Origin of the sequence: Halomarina halobia (assembly GCF_029338575.1) — an archaeon.
In the GTDB taxonomy this organism is placed as follows: domain Archaea; phylum Halobacteriota; class Halobacteria; order Halobacteriales; family Haloarculaceae; genus Halomarina; species Halomarina halobia.
In genome coordinates, this window is the sequence record NZ_CP119992.1 from 110,879 (window position 1) to 128,997 (window position 18,119).

Sequence of the window (18,119 nt, forward strand, 5' to 3'; positions counted from 1 at the left end):
AAACGGGAAGCGACTTTACCGGGGGATCCCAACGAGGGGGTATGGACCGCGTCGCCGCCCTCCGCCGCGTCGGCCTCGTCATCCTCGGGGTCAACCTGCTGCTCGCGCTCGCCAAGGGCGGCGTCTACCTGTCGACGGGGAGCATCGCCGTCGGGAGCGAGGCGGTCAACAGCCTCGCGGACGCGGCGTACAGCCTCATCGTGGTCGGCGGCCTCTACCTCACCACGCAACCGCCCGACGAGGTCCATCCGCACGGCCACGAGCGGATCGAGCCGTTCGTCTCGCTGTTCGTCGCGCTCGGGGTCTTCGCCGCCGGCGGGGTCGTGCTCTGGCAGGCGATCGAGGCGGTGCTCGCGGGCGGGGCGGGCGGTCACGACGGCCCCCTCGCGGCCGGCGTCCTCGCCGTCGGCGCGGGCGCGAAGTACCTCCTCTACCGCTACTGCATCCGGGTGGCGGCGGAGTACAACTCGCCCGCGCTGGAGGCGACGGCGCTCGACAACCGCGCCGACATCCTCACCGCGGGGGCGGCGCTCGCAGGGGTTCTCGGCGCGGCCCTCGGAGCCCCGGTTCTCGATCCGCTCGCGGGCGCGGTCGTCGCCCTCGGGGTCCTCTACGCGGGCGTCGAGATCGTCCGCGACAACGTGAACTACCTCGTGGGCGCGGCGCCGTCCGAGGAACTCCAGGCGGAGATCGTCGGCCGGGCGCTCTCCCACCCCGAGGTCGAGGGGGTGCACGACGTCGTGGCCCACTACGTCGGCCCGGAGGTGGACGTGAGCCTTCACATCGAGATCGAGGGCGACCGCACCGTCGCCGAGGCCCACGACATCGAGACGGACGTCGCCACGGCGATCCGCGACATCGACGCGATCGACGACGTGTTCGTCCACCTCGACCCGAGGGAACTCGGGGAGTGGAAGGACGAGTGCGAGGAGAGCGGAGAGCGTGTCGACCTCGACGGGTCGACGGACGCCTGAGCCCGCTTCGCTCACGACGACCCGCGATCCCGTCCTCTCGTTCGAGCGTCAGTCCGGTAGGAATCTCACCAACCCCGGGGTTTTATCACGCCGTCAACCGGCATTGCGATCGTGGTTTACGAGACGGGAAATCGGACGATCGACGACGCGGTCGCGCGGGTGCTGGCCGGCGAGTCGCTCGACCGAACCGACGGCCTGGCGTTGCTCGCACAGCCGACTGACGACCTCGCGGCGGCGGCCGACGCCGTCCGCGCCCGGTTCGGCGACGACACGGTCGACGCCTGCAGTATCGTGAACGCGAAGGCGGGCAACTGCGCGGAGGACTGCGGGTTCTGCGCGCAGTCGGTCCACTTCGACACCGGCATCGACACCTACGACCTCCTCGACCCCGAGGCGATCCTCGAGGCGGCCGAGCGGGCCGAGCGCGACGGTGCCCAGCGGTTCGGGATCGTCGTCGCCGAGAAGGGCGTCAGCAAGGACCGTCGTCCCGACGAGTGGGAGCGGGTTCTCGAAGCGGTTCGCCTGGTGCGCGACGAGACCGACGTGGCGGTCGACGCGAGCCTCGGCCTCCTCACCGAGGAGGAGGCGCGGATCCTCGCCGCGGAGGGCGTCGGTCACTACAACCACAACATCGAGACCTCCCCGCGCTTCTTTCCGGAGGTCGTCGGGACCCACTCCTTCGAGGATCGGGTAACGACGCTCGAACGCGCGAAGGCCGCCGGGATGGACCTCTGTGCGGGCGTCATCCTCGGGATGGGCGAGACGCCGACCGACCGCGTGGAGGCCGCCGTCGCGCTCCAGGAGGTGGGCGTCTCCTCGCTGCCGGTGAACGTGCTCAACCCCGTGACCGGGACGCCGCTGGGCGATGCGCTCGGCGACTCGGCGGCCATCTCCACCGAGGAGATCGTCGAGACCGTCGCCGTCTACCGACTGCTCCACCCGCACGCGCGGGTGCGGCTCACGGGCGGGCGCGAGGTCAACCTCGACGAGGACGAACAGCATCTCCCCTTCCAGGCCGGTGCGGACGGCATCCTCACCGGCGACTACCTCACCACCGAGGGCCAGTCGCCCGGCGACGACATCCGCGTCGTCGAGCGGGCCGGGCTGTCGCCGAACACGGCCGTAAACGGATTCGATCCGGAGGCGGTCAAGGCCCGCACTGCGGGCGACTGCGACGGGGACGGGACGGCGGAGATCGCGAGCGGCGCGGGGCCGAACGAGTGACCCGGAGTACCGCTCCCACGGCCACGACGACCACCGACGCCCGTCGACGGTCGTCGACGGGTACGGGCCGACGACACACCGACCGACGACACACCGACCGACCACATTCGACGCGACGATGAACGACATTACATTCGCCGTACTCGGTACCGGAGGTATCGGCCGACGAACGCTCGACGTCTCGAAGCACAGGGACGACCTCGTTCCCGTCGCGGCCTGCGACCGCGACGGCGTCGCGATCGATCACGACGGACTCGACGTGGACGAACTGCTGGCCGCGACGGAGGGTAACGTCGCCTCCGACGGCGGCGCGTCCGCGGTCGGGGAGGCGAGCGAGGGAACGGGAGTCGCGGCCTCGAGGCAGGCCGTGCCGACCGATACGCCGATCGACGACGTCGTCGCCGAGAGCGACGCCATCGACGCGGTGCTGATCGCGCTCCCGAACCTCGAACACGACTTCATCCCGCGGGTCGCCGATCGCTTCGTGGCGGCCGACTACTCGGGCGTCCTCGTCGACGTGCTCAAGCGCTCGCGGGTCATCGGGATGCTCGACGACCGCGCCGACGCGTTCGAGGATCGCGGCGTCACGTTCGTCTGCGGGGCGGGCGCGACGCCGGGCTTCCTGACGGGCGCGGCGGCGCTGGCCGCCCAGTCGTTCGTCGAGGTCGAGGAGGTCGAGATCTGGTGGGGCGTCGGCCTCGAATCGGGCTACCGGGACAACCGGGGAACGGTCCGCGAGGACGTCGCGCACCTCGACGGGTACGACGTCGAGACGGTCCGCGGGATGAGCGACGACGAGATCGAAGCGATCGTCGACGAGCACGACGGCGTCCTCGAGTTCCACGACATGGCACACGCGGACGACGTCCTGCTGGAGCGGGCGGGGATCTGCGACGCCGAGGACGTCACCGTCGGCGGCGTCCTCGACCTCACTTCCGACGAGAAGCCCACGACCACGACCGTGCGGGTGACGGGCACGACGTTCGACGGCGCGCGGGGGACGAACGTCTTCCGACTGGACGACGCCACGAGCATGGCGGCGAACGTCAACGGTCCCGCGCTGGGGTACCTGAAGGCGGCGGTCGGACGGAATCGCGCGGGCGAGTACGGCGTCTTCGGCCCGGCGGAGCTGATGCCGGGGTTCTGAAGTCGATGGATCGAGCGACCGACCCCCGGCCGGATGCGGCCGACGAGGAGCGACCGACGGACGGGGCGGCCCACGGCTTCGACCCGGCCGCCCGCCTCGCCGAGCGCGAGGCCCGCGACCTTCGACGGGACCTCACGCCCGTCGACCGGGTCGGCCCGCGCTCGCGGACGGCTCCCGATCCCGGGGGGTCCCCACCGGAGTACGAGGAGAAGCGGCTGATATTTGCCGCGAACGACTACCTCGGGTTGGCCGCGGACGAGCGCGTCCGGCGCGCCGCGACGGCGGCGGCGGAGGCGGTCGGCACCGGCGCGGGCGCGAGCCGACTTCTCACGGGAGACACGGGCTGCCACCGCGCGCTGGAACGGGATCTCGCGGCCGCGAAAGACGCCGAGCGCGCGCTCGTCTTCTCCTCGGGTTACGCGACGAACGTCGGGACTATCGCGGCGCTCGGAGCGGACGTCGTCTTCTCGGACGAAGCCAACCACGCGAGTATCGTCGACGGCTGTCGGCTCTCGGGGGCGGAGACGGTCGTCTACGACCACTGCGACGCGGATGCGCTCGCCGACGCGCTCGCCCGTCGGGAGCGGGAGGGAGCCGACGGCGAGCGGTGGCTGATCGTCACCGACTCCGTGTTCAGCATGGACGGAGACGTCGCACCCCTGCCGGACGTCTGCGACGTCGCGGAACGCCACGGCGCGTGGGTGATGGTCGACGAGGCGCACGCGACGGGGCTGTACGGGGACGGCGGCGGAATCGTCCAGCGGGAGGGGCTCGCCGATCGCGTGCAGGTCCAGATGGGAACGCTCTCGAAGGCGCTCGCCAGTCAGGGCGGCTACGTCGCCGGAAGCGAGCCCCTGGTCGAACACCTGCTGAACGCGGCGCGTCCGTTCGTCTTCTCGACGGGGTTGGCCCCGCCAGCCGTCGGAGCGGCCCGGGAGGCGCTGCGCGTCGCTCGCTCGTCGGACCGCCGCGACCGGCTCTGGCGGAACGTCGAGCGCCTCCGCGAGGGGTTGACGTCGATGGGGTACGACGTTCGCGGGGAGACGCAGATCCTCCCCCTCGTCGTCGGCGAGCCCGCGGCGGCGCTGTCGCTGGGCGAGCGCCTCCGCGAACGCGGTATCGTCGCCCCGGCGATCCGCCCTCCGACCGTCCCCGACGGGACCAGTCGCGTTCGCGTCGCGCCGACGGCGACGCACACCGACGGGGAGATCGACCGCTGTCTCGCCGCGTTCGAGGCGGCGGGACGCGCCGAGGGGCTGCTGTGAGTCCCCGCGGTCTCGCGGTCGTCGGGACCGACACCGGCGTCGGGAAGACGGTCGTCACGGCCGGCCTGGTCGGCTGGCTCCGCGAAACGGGCGTCGACGCCCGCGCGATCAAGCCGGCCCAGACGGGCTGTCCCCCCGACGACGACGCGGGGTTCGTCGCCGACGCCTGCGGCACCGACGCGGCGGCGACCTGCGTCGAACGGTTCGGCCCGCCGCTCGCCCCCGCCGTCGCGGCCGAGCGCGAGGGGAGGACGCTGTCGTACGCGGCCGTCAGGGACGGCTGCGAGCGCGCGCTCGCGGACGCCGAGGTCGGCGTCGTCGAGGGGATCGGCGGGTTGCGCGTGCCGTTGACGGCCGACCGCGAGGTCGTCGACCTCGTCGCCGACCTCCGCCTCCCGGCGGTCGTGGTCGCCCGATCCGGACTGGGGACGCTCAACCACACCGCGCTCACGGTCGAGGCGCTCGAACGTCGTGACGTCGAAGTACGAGCCGTCGTCCTCAACGAGTTCGAGGGCGCGACGGCGGCCGAGCGGACCAATCCCGCCGTCCTCGAGCGGATGGTCGGTATCGGGGTTCGAACCCTCCCCCCGACCGACCTCACGGACCCCCGGGCGGCGATCCCGCTCGTCCGCGAGCACCTCCCGGGGTCGATACTCGACTCCGCGCTCGCGTGAGAGCTCGCTGCTCTCGACGGACCGCGTCCCGCGCGAGCGTCAGATCGGTTCGCCGAAGCAGTAGACCGTCTCCGCGCTCGTGATCTCGACCTCGTGGAACTCCCCGGGCTCGATACCGTGCTCCTCGGCGTCCGTGACGATCACCTGCCGGTAGGCCTCGTCGTAGCACTTCACCGAGTCGCCCGTCCCGGGTTCGACGACGAGCACCTCGCGGGTCTCCCCGACCATCTCCTCGTAGGCCTCGCCGACGAGGCGCATCTTCAGGTCGACCATCTCCTTCGAACGCTCCTTCTTGAGCGTCCCGCCGAGGCCCTTCATCTTCGCCGCGTCCGTGCCGGGGCGCTTCGAGAAGCGCGTGACGTTCACCTTCTCCGGGCGCACCCGCTCGAACAGTTCGAGGCTCTTTCTGTGGTCCTCGTCGGTCTCGGTCGGGAAGCCGACGATGAAGTCCGTCGACAGCGTCCAGTGGTCGAGGCGGGCGTCGAACGTCTCCACGACCTCCACGAACTCGCGCACCTGGTGCTGGCGGCGCATGTCCCCGAGCACGTCGTTCGACCCGGACTGGACGGGGACGTGCAGGAAGTTGTAGAGCTTCTCGTTCTCGGCGAACACGCGGGCGAGTTCCTCGCGGATGCCGTGGACGCCCTTCGGGTTCGCCATCCCGACGCGCACGCGGAAGTCGCCGTCGATGTCGCAGATACGATCGAGGAGTTCGTGGAGCGTCCGCTCGCCCGCGTCCCAGCCGTAGACGCCGGTGTCCTGGCCCGTGACCCGGATCTCCCTCGCCCCGGCGTGGACGAGCGCGCGGGCCTTCGCCACGTTCTCCTCGATCGGCGGCGAGTCGATCCGCCCGGTCGCCCGCTTTGTGATGCAGTACGAGCAGTCGCTCATGCAGCCCCGCGCGATGGGCAGGATGCCGACGACGCCGTCGAGTACGGGCTCCGAGTCGGGCGTCGGCGTCGGGCACTCGCCGTTGAGGACGGCCCCGGGCACGTCGTCCCAGTGGAGGACCCGCGCGTCGATGCCCGCCTCGCGGAACTCCTCGCCCTGCGCGAGCGCCATGCACCCGGTGACGATGAGGTCCGCCGTCTCTCGCTCCAGTTCCTCGGCCCGCCTGAGCATGTTGCGCTCGGTCTTCTCGACTACGGTGCAGGTGTTGAGGATCGCCACGTCCGCCTCCCCGACGCCCTCGGCCCGGTGGTGCCCGCCGTCCCTGAGCGCCTGCTCGATGACGCGGCTCTCGCCCCGGTTGGCGGTGCAGCCGTAGGTCTCGATGTGGTAGCGGGCCATGTCTTGTCTCCGTTCCGTGCTGGGGCGCGCGCGAGCAAAAGGCCGACGCTTCGCCGACACCTCCTAGTCCGACTCCCCGGCGGCCCCCTTCGGTTCGGAACCCATCGCGTCGGCCGCGCGGACGGCGGGGGTGACCGGCTCCCCGTGGATCAGCTCGCTGAGGACGACGCGGACCACCTGGATCCCGAGGACCACCAGCAGGGGGCCGAGAAAGAGGCCGTACCAGCCGAACAGCATCGTCCCGACGACGTAGGCGAACATCACGAGGCCGACGTGGGTCTTGCGCCCCGCTATCTTCGGGAGGAGGAAGGTGAGCGGGATGAGGTCCAGCGCGAGCAGCGCAACCGCGAACAGACCCGCCGGGTAGAGCAGCGACGACGGATCAGCTTCGATCGCTCGCCAGCCCAGGTAGGCCGCGAGCGGGACGTACACCACCTTCCCGACGACGAGGGGCACGAGGCTGGCCGCGCCGGTCAGCAGCGCGAGGACGGTTGGGAAGGGGATCGAGAGGCCCGCCGGCGCGAGGAGGTTGTAGCCGTGGTAGACCACGAGCGAGAGCCCCGCGACGAGGAAGACGAGGAGCACGTTGCTGAAGTAGATGGTCCCCAGGTCCCGGTCGACCGCCGTGGCGTAGGCGTACGCCGCCGTCCCGTCCCCACCGATCTCGGAGCGGAACCACCGCGCGATGCGGGCGTCGTCGCGGAGCAGGAAGAACGCGAACGTGACGGCGACGAACAGGTGCGTGACCCCCGCCAGCGTCGGAACGACGAACGCCCCCAGCGCGTCGAGCAACCGGTCGGGCGACGGCGTCGCGGAGCTCTGAATCGCCCGCAGCGGGTTCGACTCGAGCGCCGAGACGTTCAGGTACGGTTCCAGCAGCGTCCCGTAGTTCCGCAGGATCGGCCCGAGTTCCCGCAGGCCGGCGGCCGCCACGTAGGCGAGCAGCACCGCGACCGGCAGCGCGACGGCGAGAAGGGTTAGGGCCGCCGCGCCGCCGCGCGATCCCACCTGCCGCCGAACCCGGCGGCAGACGGGGCGCATCCCGTAGTAAACGAACAGCCCGAGGACGAACGTCCCGATCAGGCTGAACACGGCGAACAGCAACAGCGCCGCCAGCGAACCGGTCAGGAGCCACCACGCGACGCGGGAGCGGTCGAACGATAGCGACGGGCGTGACATGCGTTCGTGTACACCGGTCGCGAGGAAAAGGCCGAGGGCTGCGCGTGCGACGGCGTGCCGCTCGCGCGCCGCCCGCCCGACTTTCGCACGTCACACGCGCCGCTCCGTCGGGATCGTCGGGGGCGGCGATCGAACTCCAACGGCGGGTTCAGCGCCCGAACAGCCGCGCCAGGAACGATCGGTCGTCCGGGCGCTCCGCGAGCAGCACCGAGCACTCCACCTCGTTCACGATGTCGTAGACGAGCGAGCCGGTGAGCAGGCGCGAGAGCAGGCCGCGCTCGGTCGCGCCGATGACGACCATCGTCGCGCCGCGGGAGTGGCGGCCGATCGCGCCCTCGACGTCGCCGGAGTCGTCGACGAGCACCGTCGCGTCGTCGAGGTCGCGCTCCGCCGCCCACTCGCGGAGGAACGCCTCGCCCGCCTCGCGCTCGTCCTCGCCGTCGACGACGTAGAGCAGCGAGACGTTCGACCCCCGGTCGAGGAGCACGCGCGCCACCTCGGCGCTGAGGTCGGAGTCCCTGCCCCCGGCGGTCGGGACGAGCACGTCGGACGGGTCGAACCCCTCGTCCTTCAGCACGAGGAAGTCGCAGGGCAGATCGCCCGTGAGGTCGTCGAGCGTCCCCCTGACGCGCCCGGCGGACCAGAACGGGGACCCGCCCCAGCCCATCACGACGAGGTCGGCGCGGTGCTCCTCGGCCGCGTCGAACACCTCCTCGATGCTCCGGTGGGAGACGATGGTGTGGGTCTCGACGGGGACGTCGAACGTCTCCGCGTCGTCGCGGGCGGCCTCGAGGAGGCGATCGGACTCGGCGTCGATCTGCTCTACGTGCTCCGCCCCGGCGGAGAGGGGGATCTGGTCGGGGACCGTCACGACGTGGACGGCGTCGACGGTCCCGCCCCGGGCGGCGGCCATCACGCTCGCGAGTTCGATGAGGTCCCGCTCGGTCCGGGGGTTCGAGAGCGGTACCATCACGCGGTACTCCCCGCCGTCCGGCTTGACGGTGGTCGCCGCGGTCACCGCGCTGTCGGGCATCGACTCGGCCCGGTCGAGGACGTACCGGCCGAGTAGCCCCTGGCGTTCGGCGTACCGGCGCGCGTAGAGGAAGTACCACGCGACGGCGACGACCACGAACGCGCCCGCGAGCGCGATCTCGATCAGATCCATGAACGCGACGAGACCCAGCGACAGCAGCGCGCCGAGTATCGGCGTCGCGGGGTACAGCGGCACCCGGAAGTCGGGGTCGTAGTCGACCGCCTCGGACTCCCGGAAGACGACGAGCGCGACGTTCATCAGCGCGTAGACGATGAGGTGGAGCACGCTCGCCGCCTTCGCAAGCACGCCGATGTCGCGCCCGAGCGCCGCGATGAAGACGACGATGAGCACTCCGGTGAGGAGGATCGAGCGGTAGGGCGTGGTGAACCGCGGGTGGATCTCGTTGAGCCAGTTGGTGACGATCTTGTCGCGGCCCATCGCGAAGTTGATGCGCGCCGACGAGAGGATCGAGGCGTTCGCGCTGGAGGCGGTCGCGAGCAGCGCGCCGACGGTCATCAGGACCGCGGCGCTCGCGGCGACGCCGTCGACGGTGCCGACGGCGGGGAGCGTCACCGACGCGGGGAACGCCGTCGACGCGGCGTCGGCGACCGGTGCCGCGAGGTCGAGTTCGGACCACGGAACGACGCCGAGCATCACCGTCACCAGCACGCCGTAGACGACCGTGACGATGGCGACGCTGCCGATGATGGCAATGGGGAGGTTCCGCCCCGGGTCCTTCAGTTCCTCGGCGACGGTCGCGATCTTCGCGTAGCCGAGGAAGGAGACGAAGACCAGCGCCGTCGCCGGCAGCACCTCGCCCGTGCCGAACGGGGCGAGCCCGCCGTCGCCGGCGAGCGTCCCGTAGTCGAACGAGAGCCACCCCGCGACGGCGAACAACCCGAGGATCGTGAGCAGGACGAGGACGATGACCGTCTGGATGCCGCCGGTCTCCTTCGCGCCGATGTAGTTGACACCGACGAAGAAGGCCCCCGCGATCAGCGCCCCGACCTGGATGTCGTTGAGGAACAGGACCGTCGGCATCGGCGCGAGCGTGGTGAGGTACTGCCCGAAGCCGATGCAGTAGAAGGCGCTCGCGAACGCCAGCCCCATCCAGTCGCCCATCCCGGCGATGGAGCCGAAGACGGGGCCGAGCGCGCGGTTGACGTAGTAGTAGCCGCCGCCCGCCTTCGGCATCGCCGTGCCGAGTTCGCTCACCGAGAGGGCGTTCACCATCGCGATGAGGCCGCCGACGAGAAACGAGACGACGACGACGGGGCCGGCCTCCCGCGCGGCCTCGCCGGGCAGGACGAAGATACCCGCGCCGATCATCGTCCCGATGCCGATGGTGAGCGCGGAGAGCAGCCCGAGGTCCTTCGCCAGTTCCTCCTCGCTCACGACGTCGCTCCCTCCTGACCGTCGGTGGCTCGGTCGGCGGCGACGCTCCGGTTCGGTTCGGACCGCGAGACTGGTGTCGGTGATTCTGTCCGTTGCATGGGTAGAGTGTCGAGAACTACTGACTGACTCCGGCTCGCGCTCGGCCGTCGGTACGGGCCGCGACGATCGCGTGGTCGATCACGATCGCCGATATACGTCCGAGCGGCTTAATCTATTCGCGATCCGTCCGTCACTCTTATGTATCCCCCTCCGCTTCGCTACTCCTCTCCGGGATACCCCTCGACGATCTCGACGCCGCTCGACGCGCCGATGCGCGACGCGCCCGCCTCGATCATCGCCGCCGCCTCCTCGTAGCTCCCGACCCCGCCGCTCGCCTTGACCGGGAGGTACTCGCTCATGAGTTCGACGTCCCCGACGGTCGCGCCGCCGTCGGCGAAGCCCGTCGAGGTCTTCACCATCGCGGCGTCGGCGTCGCGGGCCGCCTCGCAGGCGCGGCGCTTCTCGTCGTCAGTGAGCAGCGCCGTCTCGAGGATCGCCTTCACGGGAAGGGGCGTCGCGGCCACCACCTCGGCGATCTCGTCGCGGACCGCCCCGTCGTCGCCTGCCCGCAGTCGCCCGACGTTGATCACGACGTCGAGTTCGTCCGCGCCGTCCCGCCAGGCGGTCTCGGCCTCGTCCCGCTTCGCGCTCTCGGCTTGCTGGCCGTGCGGGAAGCCGACCACGGTGGCGACCGTGACGTCGGCGTTCACCTCGGCGACGTAGCACGGCGGGATGCAGGCGTTCATCCCCCACTCCTCCGCCTCGCGGACGACGCGCTGTGCGTCCGCGAGCGTCGTCTCCGGCCCGAGGACTGTGTGGTCGATGCGTGCGGCGAACTCCTCGCGGTCCATACCCCCTCCCTGCGACCGACGATACAAAAGCGGATTGTGATGGTCTTCCCACGACGTGAGTCGTGGGCTTCCTCCGTCGGCGACAGGACGTATCCCCGGCGGCACAGCGGTCCCAGTCTCCAGAGGCGTTTGGGTCGGTTCGGCCCCACCCACCCCTATTATCACACAAATGAACGTATCAGAGATAGTAATGATTTCGATTCTGGCTGAGTTCGGCCCCCGGCTCCGGGCGTACGTGTCGCCGGCACTGTTTAGTTACGAGGTGTCGGTGGGGAGGAGCGGTTGGCGGTCTGCTCCAGGAAGCCCTCGCACGCTCCGGTCGTGGGCCTCGCTGTGCGCCGCGCTCGCTTGGCGCTCGCGCGGTGCTTGCGTCGGCCGCCGTCCCGGAGCGTGCTCGCCCTTCCAGTCCGCCAGGAGCGTGGCTGATCGGACGGCTGTCGCTTATCTAGACCGTACCGGGTCGACCATCGGATCAGGTGTAAAGACTTTCGAGGGTTCGCGCTCGTCTCCCTGACATGCTCCTGCCGGAGGGATTCACCGTCCCGGCGCTCCCGTACCTGCTGCTCGTCGCGGGTGCGCTCGCGCTCGCGCTCGCCTCGCTCGCGCTCGCCCGACCGACGGTCACGGAGGTCACGGTCGTCGCCTTCGCGCCGTGGATGGTCACCGGGGCGGGCCTCTACGCGCTGTACCAGGTAGGGGTGCTCCCCGACGTGATCGCGCCGCTGTTCAGCTCCCCGACGGTCTACCTGACGACGTTCGCCGTCATGGCCTACGTCTGGGCGCTCGCGTCACTGACGAACCCCGACCCCGGGTTCGGCACCGCGGCGCTCCTCGTCGCCGGCCTCGGGGCCATGAGCGCCGTCCTCGCGCTCGCGCTCGTCGTCGCGTTCGCGAACCCGCCCACGGAACTCCTCTGGCCGACCGTCGGGCTCGTCGTCGCGGCCGTCGTCGCCGGCCTCACCTGGGTCGGGCTCGGCGAGGTTCGCCCCGGCGCGGTGCGGACGACCGCGACGGCCGGCTTCCTCGGCGTCTTCGCGCACGCGCTCGACGGCGTCTCGACGGCCGTCGGCATCGACGTGCTCGGGTTCGGCGAGCAGACGCCGCTCTCGCAGGTCATCATCGGAATCGGCGCGGCCCTGCCGACCGAACCGTACGTCGGCTCGGTCTGGCTGTTCGTCCTCGTGAAGGTCCTGCTCGGGGCGTTCGTCGTCGCCGTGCTCGCGGACTACGTCGAGGAGGACCCGACCTGGGGGTACCTCCTGCTCGCGGGCGTCACCGCGGTCGGCCTCGGCCCCGGCGCGCACAACCTCGTCCTCTTCGCGATGGCCGATCCCGTCACGCCCGTCGCGTCCGCCGCATACGCCGCTTCTCCCGCCTCCGCCGCGCTCCTCGGGCCCTGATCCGGGCCGGCAGGGTTTTGCCCCGCCGCTCCTCCCCTCCCGGTATGCGCGTCGTCTGCGCCGGGCACGTGAACTGGGACGTGACCCTCTTCGTCGACGCCCTGCCCGCGCCGGACGCCGAAGCCCGGATCGGCGATCGCCGCGAGGGCGGCGGCGGGAGCGCCGCCAACGTCGCCGTCGCGCTCTCCCGCCTCGGCGTGACCTCGGGTCTCGTCGGCGCGGTCGCGGACGACCGCGACGGACGGAACGCCCGCCGCGAACTCCGCGAGGCGGGCGTCGACGCGAGGGGCGTCCGGGTCGTCGAGGGCGGGATGACCGCCGTGAAGTACCTCGTCGTCACGCCCGACGGCGAGACCTGCGTCCTCGGCACCGAGGGCGTGAACGAGGCGTTCTCGACCGGGACGGTCCCTCCGGACTACTTCGAGCGGGCGGAGCACCTCCACCTGACGGGACAGGACCCCGCGACGGCGGCGGCGCTCGCCGTGCGCGCCCGCGAGATGGGACTTGGGGTGAGCTTCGACCCCGGCCGACGCCTCGCCGGACGGGCCGACGACGAGGTGCTCGCGCTCGCCGACGTCGTCTTCCTGAACGAGCGCGAGGCCGAGGCGATCCGGGAGCGGGTCCCGCCGGGCCGGGTCGTCGTCACGAAACGCGGCGCGGGCGGCGCGACCGCGGAGACGCCGGCGGGCCGGATCGACCACCCCGGTTACGACGTCGAGGCGGTGGACTCGACGGGCGCGGGCGACGCCTTCGCCGCCGGGTTCCTCGCGGCGATCCTCGACGGCGACGGTTACGAGCGGGCGCTCGCGGTCGCGAACGCCTTCGGCGCGCTCGTCGCGGGCGCGCCCGGGACGCGCCCGCCGTTCGATCCGGCGGACGTGGCGGACCGCTGCGGGCCGGCCTGATCGGACGGGACTCGACGAGACGGCGACGAGTCATACTGTCGGACGTACGCTCTTCAAGAATCTCGCCACCCCGGGGTGGCGAGTAGCGTCGCGACGGTACGTCCGACAGTATCAGCACGATTATGCCCGCCCCGTCCCCGGTTTCCGCCATGACGTTACTACAGGCCGGGCCGTCGCCCCTGCTCGTCGTCGCCGTCGCGATGCTCGCGGGGTTCGGCGCGGCGCTGGCGCTGGCCCCGGTGACGCGCCGGCTTCCGGAGGGCCTGACGCCCGCGTTCGCCGCCGCGTCGGTCCTCTACGGCCGCGACCGCGACGAGCTCACGGAGACGGAGGCGCTCTCCGCGCACTACACGGGCGGAATCCTCGCCGGGGTGCTGTTCGCGCTCGCCTTCCTCGCCGGCGACGCGGCGCTTCCGACGGAGCCCTCCGTCCTCGGCGTGGCGCTCGTCCCGGCCGTCGCGGCGGCGCTCGCCGTCGCCCTCCTCCTCTACGCGCTCTTCGCCCACGTCGCCCATCCCCGCTTCGATGGAGGTGACGACGGCGACGCCGGCCGCGTCCGCGGCGACTGGGCGATCTCGGTCGCCGTCTACGTCGTCGCGCTGGTCGTCCTCTTCCCGGTCGGCCTCCTCCTGTTGACCTGACGGGGGCGATCCGGACCCGGATCCCGACTCACTTTTACCCCCGGCGGCGGAGGCGGAGGTATGGCCAAGCAGCCCCACCTCCTGGTCGAATCGGGCGACGTGACCGACATCGCGCTCATCCCGGGGGACCCCGGCCGGGTCGATCGCATCGCGGCGCAGTGCGCGCGGAGCGAGGTCGTCGCCGAGAACCGCGAGTACCGGGTCGTCAACGCCGAGTTCGAGGGGCGAGAGCTCACGCTCTGCTCTACGGGCATCGGCTGTCCCTCCGCCGCCATCGCCGTCGAGGAGCTGTCGAACGTCGGCGTCGAGACGTTCGTCCGCGTCGGCACGACGGGGGCGCTCCAGCGGGGGATCGAGATCGGCGACATGGTCGTCGCCACCGGCGCGGCGAAGAACGAGGGGACCACGAGGCGCTACGAGTCCGTCGAGTACCCCGCGGTCCCCGACTACGACGTGCTGACCGCGCTCGTCGAGAGCGCCGAGACCGAGGGCGAGCGCGCGTCCGCGGACGACGGGGCCGCGAGTCGGGTCCACGTCGGTCCGATCGCCTCCGACGACGCGTACTACGCCGAGGACGACGCGTACGTCAGCGACTGGGAGGACGCGGGGCTGCTGGCGGTCGAGATGGAGGCCGCGGCCGTGTTCACGCTCGCCCGCCGCAAGGGCCTGCGTGCCGGGGCCATCTGCACCGTCGACGGCAACCTCGTCGAAGGCACCCAGAAGGGCGAGACCGAGGACGACGAACTCCCCGAGAGGGCCCGGAACAACGTCGAGCGCGCCATCCACATCGCGCTGACCGCGGCGACGGAGCTCTAGGCGAAACGCCCAATACCGCCCCCCGTGCGAGATACTGACCGTGAAGGGGGAACGCGTCTACCGACTCCTCGGGCGGCTCCGACGCGCCGAGCGGCGCGAACTCCACGAGTTCCGCGTCTGGCTCGAGTCGACGCGCAATCTCCTCCACCTCTCGGTGCTGGTGCTCGTCCCCCTGCTCATCGCGGTCGTCACGACGATCTCGAACGCCTTCCCGGCGTTCTCGTTCCTGCTGTTCCCGCCGCTCGCGGCCGGGACCTACACCCTCTTCGCCGACCCGCGGGGCAAGTACTCCTCGCCGGTGCGGTTCGTCGCGGGACTGACCGCGGGTGCCGTCTGCGGGTGGGCGGCGTTCGTCGCCGGGACGTTCGCGTACCCGGCTGATCCGACGAACGTCCACGCGGGTAGCGCCGCGCTCGCGGTCTTTCTCACCGGCGCGGTCACGTGGCTGTTCGACGTGGAGGAGCCCTCGGCGTTCTCGAGCGCGCTGTTGATCCTCATCGCCGACGTCCCGCAGTCGGCGAGCGGACGCTTCCTCTTCGACGGGCGGCTCGCGTACGTGGTCAGCATCCTGGCGTCGAGCAGCCTCATCGCCGTCGCGTTCGTCCTCTGGCGGCGACACGTCTACAGCGCCCGATCGCGCTACCTCTACCGCTCCACGAGGGGCGACGACCACGTGCTCGTCCCGATACGCACCGACGACGGGGGGAGCGAGGCGACCGCCATGCTGGGCGCGCGCCTCGCCGCCGCCCACGAGGCCGGGAAGGTGGTCCTGCTCGACCTCGTCACCGACGCCGACCTCGAGGACGCGGAGACCGATCCGGAACTGGGGGTGACCACGACCGACGGCACCATCGAGCCGGGCTCCGGGGTGGGGACGGCCGCGGACGACCACGATCCCGACGTCGAGGGGGAGGACGATGTCCAGCGTCGGGCCGCGGCGGCGGCCGCCACGGACCTCGAAGCGCGGGCGGCGCGCGTCCGGACGAAGGTCGGCGTCCCGTGCCAGGTCGCCGTCGCGGAGGCGGGTCCGAACCCCGCCTCGACGGTCCTCGACGTCGCCCACGAGACCAACTGCGATCTCATCGCCGCGCCCTACGAGACCGAACGCGGCCGCCTCTCCCCGTTCGTCCGGCGGCTGTTCCGCGGCGACGTCGACGTGCTCGTCCACCGGCCGCTTGGCGGGACGACGTGGAAGCGGGTGCTCGTCCCCGTTCGGAGGACGGGCGACGTCGCCCACGAGATGATCGACTTCGCCACGCGGCTCGCCGGCCGAACCGGTCGGGTGTCGGTCTGTCACTGCATCGACCGCGAGGGCGATCGCCGCCGCGCCGAGGCGATGCTCGCGGACGCCGTCGAGACGGTCGACGCGGCCGTCGAGACGCGCGTCGCGCGGTCGTCCATCGAGACGTTCCTCGAGGCGAACGCCGAGGCCTACGATCTCGTGATCATCGGCGCGAGCCAGGACCGGAGCGCGGCCTCCCGGTTCGTGTCGCGTCCGACGTTCGAGCGGGTCCGGGACCTCGGCTGCGACGTGGCGATTCTCGACCGAAACCACCGTCACTGAGTGAAACAGTCACGCGCGGATGAGGGTTGCACACTGTTTCGCCGGTGAACTGACGCAAGCATCGGAGGTGTTGAAAGATTCAGGCGCCAAGTGGGCGCAAGATGACGGCGTTCCGCTGGGAGGTGTTGATTCTTCGTGGAGGTGTCCCGGGAACGCGGGAGTTCCGTCTGATGCACCACACCGGGCGGGTCGAGGTAGGCGTCGTGCCGTACGCCGGCGGTTACGACGCCGCCGACGTCGGCTACGTTGTCGAGGTCGTCGAGTCGACGACGTACGACGCCGACCGCGAGCGCTGGATCGACCACGAGACCGCGACGAGCCTCGGGGCGAGCCCGTCGCTCTCGACGGCGATGGCCATCGCCGTCGAGGCGGTCCTGAACGTCGACGCGTACCTCGATACGCCCCTCGGGGCGACGCCCACCGATCCGCCCCGCGACGACTGAGGCGGCGAGGTCGGCCGTCGCCGCCGGTGCGCGTTCACAGGTCGCGGACGTCGGTCGCGTCGAGGAGGCGCTCGGCGAGCGCCTCCATCCCGCCGGTGCCGAGCGCGCTCCGAACCAGCAGGTGGCCGCCGAGCACCGCCGGGCTGATGACCGTGTCGGCCCCGGCGCGCTTGAGTTTCTTCACGTTCTCGCGGTCGGACGCGCCGGCGACGATGCGGACGCCGGGGTTCAGTTCGCGCGCGGTGAGGACGGCGAGCGCGTCCGCCGCGTCGTCGTCCGTCGCCGCGACGACCGCGCGGGCGCGCTCGACGCCGACGGCCAGAAGCGGGTCCTCGTCGCTCGGATCGCCGACGTAGACGAGGTAGTCCCGCTCGCGGAGCGCGGCCGCGTCGTCGGGTTCCTCGACGACGACGGCGAACTCCGTCTCCGAGTCCGCCAGTTCTTCGATGATCGGTTCGGTCATGTCGCCGTAGCCGGCCACGACGACGTGGTCTTCGAGCAGCGAGAGGTTTCTGTCGGTCATGGTTCCGAGGGAGGTCGCGAACCGCGCCTCGATGGCGGGGACGAGCAGCGAACCGGCGGCGGCCGCGAAGCTCGCCGTCCCGATGACGATGGCGCTCGTGGCGAACAGCCGGGCGACGTCCGTCGCCGGCGTCACGTCGCCGTAGCCGACGGTGCTCGCGGTCACGAGCGCGAAGTAGAACGCCTCGACGGGCGTCTCGACGCCGCTGAACTGCTCTCTGAGCACCCACGCGCCGAGCGTGGCGTACAGCTGCGAGCCGACGACCGCCACGGCCGTCGCCTGCTGCGTGCCGGTCAGTCTACTGGGCCGGTCGAACGCCCGCCGGTTGCGGACGACCGCGAACAGCGTCACTAGCGCCAGCACGATCTGCGGCACCGAGAGCGGGTTCGACTGGAGCAGCCCTAGCAGCGCCGCGAACGGGAGGAACGCGAGCGCGCTGAGCCGCCCGAGGCGACTGCCGCGTCGCAGCCCCCTCGCGCTCAGGAGGAGCAGGAACCCGACCAGGGTCCCCGTGAACGCGGCGGTCCGTCGAACGTCGGGGTTGACGACCCCCACGACCGGGACCGGGGTCACGGCCCGCGCGAAGGCCTCGTTCGCCAGCGCGCCGATCCCCGTCGCGACCGCTACCGCGGCCGTCGCGGCCGTCAGGAGGACCGCGACCCGCGGGTGGGTGAGATCCCGGACTCGCGGCAGTCGCAACGCCATACGACCAGCCACCACGCCGGGCGTCAAAAGCCGTCCCCTTCGGTACCCATT

At 71.5% G+C, this 18,119-nt stretch carries 16 protein-coding genes; 11 read left to right on the plus strand and 5 right to left on the minus strand.

The features are described 5' to 3' along the window. Window positions 1-41 precede the first annotated feature (41 nt). The 5 genes from P1K31_RS00530 to bioD all read left to right on the plus strand — a co-directional run bounded on the left by P1K31_RS00530 (window position 42) and on the right by bioD (window position 5,284). A complete protein-coding gene (locus P1K31_RS00530) occupies window positions 42-974 on the plus strand; it encodes a cation diffusion facilitator family transporter (RefSeq protein ID WP_276304322.1) in 933 nt (310 codons plus the stop codon). Window positions 975-1,085: 111 nt separating this feature from the next. Beyond that, window positions 1,086-2,198 (plus strand): biotin synthase BioB, encoded by a 1,113-nt coding sequence (gene bioB / locus P1K31_RS00535; protein ID WP_276304323.1) that lies wholly within the window; start codon window positions 1,086-1,088, stop codon window positions 2,196-2,198. A 118-nt stretch (window positions 2,199-2,316) separates the two neighbouring features. Beyond that, window positions 2,317-3,345 carry a (S)-8-amino-7-oxononanoate synthase BioU gene (bioU, locus tag P1K31_RS00540; RefSeq protein WP_276304324.1) on the plus strand — a complete coding sequence of 343 codons (1,029 nt, stop codon included), beginning with the start codon at window positions 2,317-2,319 and terminating at the stop codon, window positions 3,343-3,345. 5 nt (window positions 3,346-3,350) lie between these two features. Next, window positions 3,351-4,610 (plus strand): aminotransferase class I/II-fold pyridoxal phosphate-dependent enzyme, encoded by a 1,260-nt coding sequence (locus P1K31_RS00545; RefSeq protein WP_276304325.1) that lies wholly within the window; start codon window positions 3,351-3,353, stop codon window positions 4,608-4,610. Then, the gene (gene bioD, locus P1K31_RS00550) at window positions 4,607-5,284 is read left to right on the plus strand and encodes a dethiobiotin synthase (RefSeq protein ID WP_276304326.1); all 678 of its coding nucleotides are present in this window, start codon (window positions 4,607-4,609) and stop codon (window positions 5,282-5,284) included. Before P1K31_RS00545 ends, bioD begins: the two co-directional genes overlap by 4 nt. A gap of 39 nt (window positions 5,285-5,323) precedes the next feature. Here the strand turns inward: bioD and P1K31_RS00555 are convergent, their stop codons facing one another. From P1K31_RS00555 to deoC, 4 genes are all read right to left on the minus strand, one after another. After that, complete coding sequence (locus P1K31_RS00555; protein WP_276304327.1) at window positions 5,324-6,574, minus strand: tRNA (N(6)-L-threonylcarbamoyladenosine(37)-C(2))-methylthiotransferase; 1,251 nt, start codon at window positions 6,572-6,574, stop codon at window positions 5,324-5,326. Window positions 6,575-6,637: 63 nt separating this feature from the next. Next, window positions 6,638-7,753, minus strand: coding sequence for an AI-2E family transporter (locus tag P1K31_RS00560; protein WP_276304328.1), 1,116 nt, complete (start codon window positions 7,751-7,753; stop codon window positions 6,638-6,640). A gap of 148 nt (window positions 7,754-7,901) precedes the next feature. Next, window positions 7,902-10,181, minus strand: a complete 2,280-nt coding sequence (locus P1K31_RS00565) for an amino acid permease (RefSeq protein WP_276304329.1) — start codon at window positions 10,179-10,181, stop codon at window positions 7,902-7,904. Between the two features lie 257 nt (window positions 10,182-10,438). Then, window positions 10,439-11,071, minus strand: a complete 633-nt coding sequence (gene deoC, locus P1K31_RS00570) for a deoxyribose-phosphate aldolase (protein ID WP_276304330.1) — start codon at window positions 11,069-11,071, stop codon at window positions 10,439-10,441. A 515-nt stretch (window positions 11,072-11,586) separates the two neighbouring features. On the opposite strand from deoC, the gene P1K31_RS00575 reads away from it, so the two are divergent. The 6 genes from P1K31_RS00575 (at window position 11,587) to P1K31_RS00600 (ending at window position 16,840) form a co-directional block, all read left to right on the plus strand. Next, window positions 11,587-12,471 carry a DUF63 family protein gene (locus tag P1K31_RS00575; protein WP_276304331.1) on the plus strand — a complete coding sequence of 295 codons (885 nt, stop codon included), beginning with the start codon at window positions 11,587-11,589 and terminating at the stop codon, window positions 12,469-12,471. A gap of 44 nt (window positions 12,472-12,515) precedes the next feature. Next, window positions 12,516-13,376, plus strand: coding sequence for an ATP-dependent ribose-1-phosphate kinase (locus tag P1K31_RS00580; protein WP_276304332.1), 861 nt, complete (start codon window positions 12,516-12,518; stop codon window positions 13,374-13,376). A 149-nt stretch (window positions 13,377-13,525) separates the two neighbouring features. Beyond that, complete coding sequence (locus tag P1K31_RS00585) at window positions 13,526-14,017, plus strand: hypothetical protein (RefSeq protein WP_276304333.1); 492 nt, start codon at window positions 13,526-13,528, stop codon at window positions 14,015-14,017. A 60-nt stretch (window positions 14,018-14,077) separates the two neighbouring features. After that, window positions 14,078-14,833, plus strand: a complete 756-nt coding sequence (locus tag P1K31_RS00590) for a guanosine phosphorylase (protein ID WP_276304334.1) — start codon at window positions 14,078-14,080, stop codon at window positions 14,831-14,833. Window positions 14,834-14,864: 31 nt separating this feature from the next. Further along, window positions 14,865-16,397 (plus strand): HPP family protein, encoded by a 1,533-nt coding sequence (locus P1K31_RS00595; RefSeq protein WP_379794415.1) that lies wholly within the window; start codon window positions 14,865-14,867, stop codon window positions 16,395-16,397. A 170-nt stretch (window positions 16,398-16,567) separates the two neighbouring features. Then, window positions 16,568-16,840: a hypothetical protein gene (locus P1K31_RS00600; protein ID WP_276304337.1), complete on the plus strand. Its 273-nt coding sequence runs from the start codon at window positions 16,568-16,570 to the stop codon at window positions 16,838-16,840. 34 nt (window positions 16,841-16,874) lie between these two features. Here the strand turns inward: P1K31_RS00600 and P1K31_RS00605 are convergent, their stop codons facing one another. Continuing rightward, complete coding sequence (locus tag P1K31_RS00605) at window positions 16,875-18,068, minus strand: NAD-binding protein (RefSeq protein WP_276304338.1); 1,194 nt, start codon at window positions 18,066-18,068, stop codon at window positions 16,875-16,877. Between the last annotated feature and the right edge of the window lie 51 nt (window positions 18,069-18,119).

Bases quoted from the DNA above. Each gene is read 5' to 3' on its own strand.
- P1K31_RS00530 (WP_276304322.1), top strand. From the start codon at position 42: ATGGACCGCGTCGCCGCCCTCCGCCGCGTCGGCCTCGTCATCCTCGGG.
- bioU (WP_276304324.1), top strand. From the start codon at position 2,317: ATGAACGACATTACATTCGCCGTACTCGGTACCGGAGGTATCGGCCGA.
- P1K31_RS00545 (WP_276304325.1), top strand. From the start codon at position 3,351: ATGGATCGAGCGACCGACCCCCGGCCGGATGCGGCCGACGAGGAGCGA.
- P1K31_RS00555 (WP_276304327.1), bottom strand. From the start codon at position 6,574: ATGGCCCGCTACCACATCGAGACCTACGGCTGCACCGCCAACCGGGGC.
- P1K31_RS00560 (WP_276304328.1), bottom strand. From the start codon at position 7,753: ATGTCACGCCCGTCGCTATCGTTCGACCGCTCCCGCGTCGCGTGGTGG.
- deoC (WP_276304330.1), bottom strand. From the start codon at position 11,071: ATGGACCGCGAGGAGTTCGCCGCACGCATCGACCACACAGTCCTCGGG.
- P1K31_RS00575 (WP_276304331.1), top strand. From the start codon at position 11,587: ATGCTCCTGCCGGAGGGATTCACCGTCCCGGCGCTCCCGTACCTGCTG.
- P1K31_RS00580 (WP_276304332.1), top strand. From the start codon at position 12,516: ATGCGCGTCGTCTGCGCCGGGCACGTGAACTGGGACGTGACCCTCTTC.
- P1K31_RS00585 (WP_276304333.1), top strand. From the start codon at position 13,526: ATGACGTTACTACAGGCCGGGCCGTCGCCCCTGCTCGTCGTCGCCGTC.
- P1K31_RS00590 (WP_276304334.1), top strand. From the start codon at position 14,078: ATGGCCAAGCAGCCCCACCTCCTGGTCGAATCGGGCGACGTGACCGAC.
- P1K31_RS00600 (WP_276304337.1), top strand. From the start codon at position 16,568: ATGCACCACACCGGGCGGGTCGAGGTAGGCGTCGTGCCGTACGCCGGC.
- P1K31_RS00605 (WP_276304338.1), bottom strand. From the start codon at position 18,068: ATGGCGTTGCGACTGCCGCGAGTCCGGGATCTCACCCACCCGCGGGTC.